The sequence below is a fragment of the Protofrankia sp. CiP1_Cm_nod2 genome, assembly GCF_920664355.1.
GTDB lineage: Bacteria > Actinomycetota > Actinomycetes > Frankiales > Frankiaceae > Protofrankia.
This window is the reverse complement of record NZ_CAKKTL010000070.1, coordinates 1-5,282: the sequence shown is the minus strand read 5'-3', so window position 1 is coordinate 5,282 and position 5,282 is coordinate 1. Positions and strand designations below refer to the sequence as shown.

Here is a 5,282-nt window from a genome sequence, read left to right as displayed (position 1 = left end):
TGTTCCCGGCGCCCGTACCGGTCTGGCGCCCGTACCGCTCCGGCGCCGGTGCAGGCCCCGGCCTCCTACCGCTCCGGCGCCCCTGCCGCTTCGGGCACCCGCTGCCTGACACCACCGGGCCGGCGTTCGATCGTCCCTGCTCACCGGGCACGTACTGTCGTTACCATGCGGCCGATGATGACGGCGGGCTCGGCGTGATTCATACCGTTCTTGCCCATCTCACATGCCCGACATGTCACCAGGGGCTGACCGCCGGGCCGGGGCGGGTCCACTGTCCGGCGGGCCACAGCTACGACCTCGCCCGGGCGGGCTACCTGACGCTCACCGCCGGGCGGGCGAAGGCTCTCCCCGGTGACAGCGCGGACATGGTGCGGGCGCGGGAGGCCTTCCTTGGCGCCGGCCACTACACCGCACTTGCCGACCGGCTCGCCGACAGGCTCGCCGCCGAGCTCACCGGCGGACTCACCGGCGGACTCGCTGGCAGGCTCACCGGCGAGCTCACCGGCAGGCTTGCCGGCGCACTCACGGACCAGCCCGCGAACAGGCTTGCGGGCGCGCTCGCCGCCGGCGGCCACGGTCGTCAGGCGGTCAGCGGCACGTCCCAGGACAGCGGCCCGGCCCAGGGCGGGAGCGAGAGCGGGGGCAGCGGTACGTCCGGCGGCGCGCCGGTCGTCGTCGATGTCGGCGCCGGTACCGGCTACTACCTGGCGCGCCTGCTCCGGTCCGCTCCGGGCGCGGCCGGTATCGCGGTGGACGCGTCACGTTACGCGCTGCGACGGGCGGCCCGGGCACATCCGCGCATCGGCGCCATCGGCACGGACGTACGCGGCCCACTGCCCATCCGGACCGCGACGGCAGCACTTGTTCTCGACGTCTTTGCACCGCGAAATGCCGCGGAAATGCACCGCGTCCTGCGCCCGGACGGACGGCTGGCCATCGTGACACCCACCGTCCGCCATCTTGGCGAGATCGTGGGCCCGCTCGGCCTGGTCACCGTGGACGAGAGAAAATCCGAGCGGCTGCGCGCGAAACTGGCCGGATTTTTCGTCCAACAGGACCGGCTGGCCATGGACCTCGAGCTCTCCCTGTCCCCGGACGACCTGTTGAACCTGGTGATGATGGGGCCCACCGCCCACCACCGGCGGGCACCGGAGGTCCGCGCGGCCATCGAGGCCAGCTGGCCGCGTGGCGCCCGGCCGACCGCGTCCTTCACCGTCGAGATCCACGCTCCCTGCCCCGGACAGACGGTTCACCACGTGGGCCCGCCACCATTCCGCGGTGGCCGTCAAGAAAAGCGGTGACCGTCAAGAAAAACCGACAAGGACGGGAAACAGGGCGCCGGAACACGTCGCGGATTTCCGTGGGACCGTTTCCGTGAGACCGGCTGTGCCGGGTCCGGACGGGACAGGACCGAGCCCGGACGGGACGGGACCGGGTCCGGACGGCGAACGGGACGGAACAGAACGGAACGGGTCAGGCCACCAGGCGGGACTTCCAGGCGGATACCGCGTCCGGATCCGCGCCGTTGGCGGCCAGCCAGCCCACCACGCCGCCGTCGTGGCCGTCGATGACGCCCAGCACCTGCTCGACGGCCGAGGACGACGTCCTGGCCAGATCCCGCGCGTTCTGCCCACCGCCCGGCAGCAGCGGGCTGTCACCCATCCGTCGCAGCACCGCGGGCATGTTCGTGGCCGTGATCGCGTAGTCCGCGAGCACCGCGTCCGCCCGGACGCCCGCGGCACGCAGCAGCACCGCCACGACAAGGCCGGTCCGGTCCTTCCCGGCCGCGCAGTGGACGAGCAGCGGCGCGGGTGTCCGAGCCGCGAGATGAAGGATGCCGACCACCAGCGAGCCGGCGGAGACAATGATCGACTGGTAGAGCGTGCGCAGACCGCCGGCGAGCGCCGTGGCGGTCCGGGAGGACGGGTCGTGGGGATCGACGTCGCCCAGCAGCGGGATCAGGTGGATGCCGGTCGCCGCCGAGGCCAGCGGGTGCGGGCCGTCCTGCTCGACCGGCGAGCGCAGGTCGACGACCGTGCGGGGCGGCCATGCGAGACCGTTCGGCGGCGGCCGGTCACCGTGCAGGGGAGCCTCGCTGCGGTAGAGCACACCGGCCCGGGTCAGCCCGCCGTCGCTGGTGGGCAGCCCACCCAGGTCACGCAGGTTCACCAACTGATCGGCAGTCGTCTCACCGTTCATATGCCCGCTCCGTGTTGATCGTCCGATGTTGCTCTATCTGAGCACATCCACCTCCGCTGACGGCGAAGTGAACTCCCAGCAACCTCACAGGTTGGATTCAGCAACGGTGAAGTCCGCCGGCCCACCGTGGACGGTGAAGCACCCGCGCAGGCCCCGCGAGGCGGGACCGGCGCGGCCGACCAGACCAGCAGGGACCAGCAGGACCGCTGGCGGGCACGGGAGCCGCCAGCCGTGGCCACGCGCTTCCCCGCGTGCCCGCGGCCTGCTCCGGTAGGTGCCCGGGGACAGGCCCTGGGCCTCTTGAGCCGATGGAGGACGACATCATGATCGCGACAACGCTGGATCTTGCGGTGGCGACGCTGGCCCCGGGCACGGGCGTCGACCCGTCCGTGGACGCCGGCCGCCGGCCACGAGGGCTGACCGTGATGGCGTGCGGCGTCGGCATCGGCCCGATCAGGACGCTTCTCGACGGGCTGGGGCGCTCCCCCGCCGATGCCGTGCTGGTCTACCGGGCCATGACCGAGGAGAGCTCGGCCTTCCGTTACGAGCTGGACATGCTGGCCGTGCTGCGCGGGATCCGGGTGATCTACCTGCCCGGGCACCGTTGCCCGGACCGCCTGTCGTGGCTGCCGGAACGCTTCTCCGCCCTGCTCGACGACGTCGCGCTGCGCCAGATCGTCCCCGAGATCGTCGACCACGACGTGTTCGTCTGTGGCCCGCGCGCGTGGACGCAGGCCGTCCGGGACGCGGCGCTGCTCTGCGGCGTGCCGTCCGAACAGGTGCACATCGCCGAACAGGTGCACATCGCCGAACAGGCACACGTCGCAGGACAGGAGCACATCGCCGTCGGACAGGAGCACATCGTCACACAGGCGTACGTTGCGCGACCAGCGTGAGGTGCCGGACGTCGACGCACCAGCCGAGCGACAGCGGGCAGAACTCCGCTGGCCCACCGGGTGCTGGTGGGGCACCTGGCGTAGAATCTATCTTCCGTTCCGCTCGCGCTCCACATGCGGGTGCCGGCCGGTGGATGCCGGCCAGCGGACGCCCGCCAGCGGACGTCGGCCAGCGGCTGCCGGTCGGGGACCCGGCCGCGGGGCCGGGCGTGCCCACCGTCTACAAACCGGAAGGATCGCAGGTGCCGACGACGTACGAGTACGAACTCGCGCGCGAGCAGGCGTATGTCGACATCCTGTACAACCGGCTGGACGACCTGCGCGACCAGGCCCGTGAGCAGCTGCGCGCGGTGCTGGTGACGGCGGGCACCGGCACACCGCAGTCCCGGGTGGAGCGGGAGGCCTTCGCCGACGCGTACTGCGACCGGATCGACCGGTTCGACGCCGCCGAGGAACGGCTGTGCTTCGGTGCCATGGACCGCACCGGCCACCAGCGCGTCTACATCGGCCGGATCGGTCTGTCGGACGCCGAGCACGAGCCGATCCTGATCGACTGGCGGGCCCCGGTGGCCACCGCCTTCTACCGGGCGACCCTCGCCGACCCGCACGGCCTGCTGCGGCGCCGCCACCTGCGGGCCAAAGGGCGCGAGCTGCGCGGCTTCACCGACGACGTGCTCGACCCCACCGCCGCCGACGCCGCCCAGGTGGCCGGCGCGAGCGGGGACACCCCGTTGCTGGAGGCGTTGTCCGCGCCCCGCTCGGGCCACATGCACGACATCGTCGCGACGCTGCAGGCCGAACAGGACAGGGTGATCCGCGCCGGCGCCGGATCCGTCCTGGTCGTCGACGGCGGGCCGGGTACGGGCAAGACCGCGGTGGCCCTGCACCGGGCCGCCTACCTGCTGTACACCGAGCGGGAGCGGCTCGTCCGCTCCGGTGTGCTGGTGGTCGGCCCGAGCCCGGTGTTCCTGCGCTACATCGAGCAGGTGCTGCCCTCCCTCGGCGAGACAGGCGTGGTCTTCGCGACCCCGGGGCGGCTGTTCCCCGGCGTCGACGCCACCGGGGACGAGGACGCCCGCGTCAGCACGCTCAAGGGTGACCTGCGGATGGCGACGCTGGTGGCCGAGGCGGTGAAGAACCGCCAGCACGTTCCCGCGGAGGGGGTGGAGGTCCGCTACGACGGCGCCGTGCTCCGCCTGTCCCGGCGGTTCGTGGAGAACGCCCGGGCCCGGGCCCGGCGCAGCCGCCGCCCGCACAACCCGGCCCGGCGGATCTTCGTCCGCGAACTGACGGCCGGACTCACCGACCAGGTGATCGCGAATCTCCCCGGTGGCCTGCTCGACGACGACGAACGCCAGGAGATCGCCGGGTACGTGCGCGCCGACCCGGCGGTGCGGGCGGTCTTCGACGCGCTGTGGCCACGGCTGACCCCGCAGCGTCTGCTCGCCGACCTGTTCGCCGAGCCGCCCCGGCTCGCCTCGGCGGCGCGCGCGGCACAGCTGACCGCTCACGAGCGTCACCTGCTGTGCCGGCCGGCCGACGCCCCGTGGACGCCGGCGGACGTACCGCTGCTGGACGAGGCCGCCGAACTGCTGGGGGATCCGGACGTCGACACCGCGCGGCCGGCCGAGCGGGCGGTCGAGCGGGAGCGGCAGGCCGAGCGGGAGTACGCCCGCGAGGTCCTCGACGGGCTCGGCCTGACCGGGACCGTCGACGTGGAGACGATGGCCGCGGGCATGACCGAGCGCTGGTACGGCCCCCACCGGCGGCGCAGCGCCGTGGAGCATGCCAGCGGCGACCGGTCGTGGGCCTTCGGCCATCTCATCGTCGACGAGGCGCAGGAAGTGTCACCGATGCTGTGGCGGCTGCTGTGGCGGCGCTGCCCGATGCGCTCGGCCACCCTGGTCGGTGATCTCGCCCAGGCTTCGGGCCCGGCCGCGGCGGGCTGCTGGGCCGAGGCGCTGGCCCCGCACATCGGCGATCGCTGGCGGCTGGAACGGCTCAGCGTCAGCTACCGCACACCCATGGAGATCATGGATGTGGCGGCTGACGTCCTCGCCGCGCAGGACCCCTCGGCCAGGCCGCCGCGCTCCGTGCGGGCCACCGGAGCGCGGCCGACGGCGGTGGCCGTCGACGCCGACCGGCCCGGTGGCGACGCGCTGGCCGCCACGGCCGCAGCGTGGGCGC

The 5,282-nt window shown here is 73.2% G+C and carries 4 protein-coding genes; 3 read left to right on the top strand and 1 reads right to left on the bottom strand.

Features of this window, described 5'->3' with window-relative positions; genetic code table 11:
* Window positions 1-194 precede the first annotated feature (194 nt).
* Entirely contained in the window at window positions 195-1,301 is a 1,107-nt protein-coding gene (locus NBW84_RS10240; RefSeq protein ID WP_250283959.1) for a methyltransferase domain-containing protein, read from the top strand.
* Window positions 1,302-1,473: 172 nt separating this feature from the next.
* Here the strand turns inward: NBW84_RS10240 and NBW84_RS10235 are convergent, their stop codons facing one another.
* Window positions 1,474-2,199, bottom strand: coding sequence for a tyrosine-protein phosphatase (locus NBW84_RS10235; protein WP_250283957.1), 726 nt, complete (start codon window positions 2,197-2,199; stop codon window positions 1,474-1,476).
* Between the two features lie 323 nt (window positions 2,200-2,522).
* On the opposite strand from NBW84_RS10235, the gene NBW84_RS10230 reads away from it, so the two are divergent.
* Both NBW84_RS10230 and NBW84_RS10225 read left to right on the top strand, forming a co-directional pair.
* On the top strand, window positions 2,523-3,095 hold the full coding sequence (locus NBW84_RS10230) for a hypothetical protein (protein ID WP_250283955.1): 573 nt from the start codon (window positions 2,523-2,525) through the stop codon (window positions 3,093-3,095).
* Window positions 3,096-3,337: 242 nt separating this feature from the next.
* On the top strand, window positions 3,338-5,282 hold a 1,945-nt coding region (locus tag NBW84_RS10225; RefSeq protein ID WP_250283953.1), incomplete at its 3' end, for a HelD family protein.